Consider the following 244-nt stretch of genomic DNA (forward strand, 5'->3'; position numbering starts at 1 on the left):
GGAATTCCGGGGCCGTTGTCGATGATTTCGACTTTGGTCACCAGGCGATGGCGCACATGCCCGATGGTGAACTGACGCAGGGCACGGGTGCGCAGGCTGATGCGGCCCAGGCGCAGTTCGTTCTGGCTGCTGATGGCCTGCATGGCGTTGCGCACGATATTGAGCACCGCCTGGATCATCTGTTCGCGGTCGATCAATACGTCGGGAATGCTCGGGTCGTAGTCGCGTACCAGGGTGATACAGC

General features: G+C 61.1%; 1 pseudogene. It reads right to left on the reverse strand.

What is annotated here, in order from left to right:
- Positions 1 to 244: pseudogene (locus SB756_RS34110) on the reverse strand (PAS domain-containing sensor histidine kinase); the annotation flags it as partial.

It is taken from the genome of Pseudomonas sp. SIMBA_068 (assembly GCF_046534705.1).
In the GTDB taxonomy this organism is placed as follows: Bacteria; Pseudomonadota; Gammaproteobacteria; order Pseudomonadales; family Pseudomonadaceae; genus Aquipseudomonas; species Aquipseudomonas putida.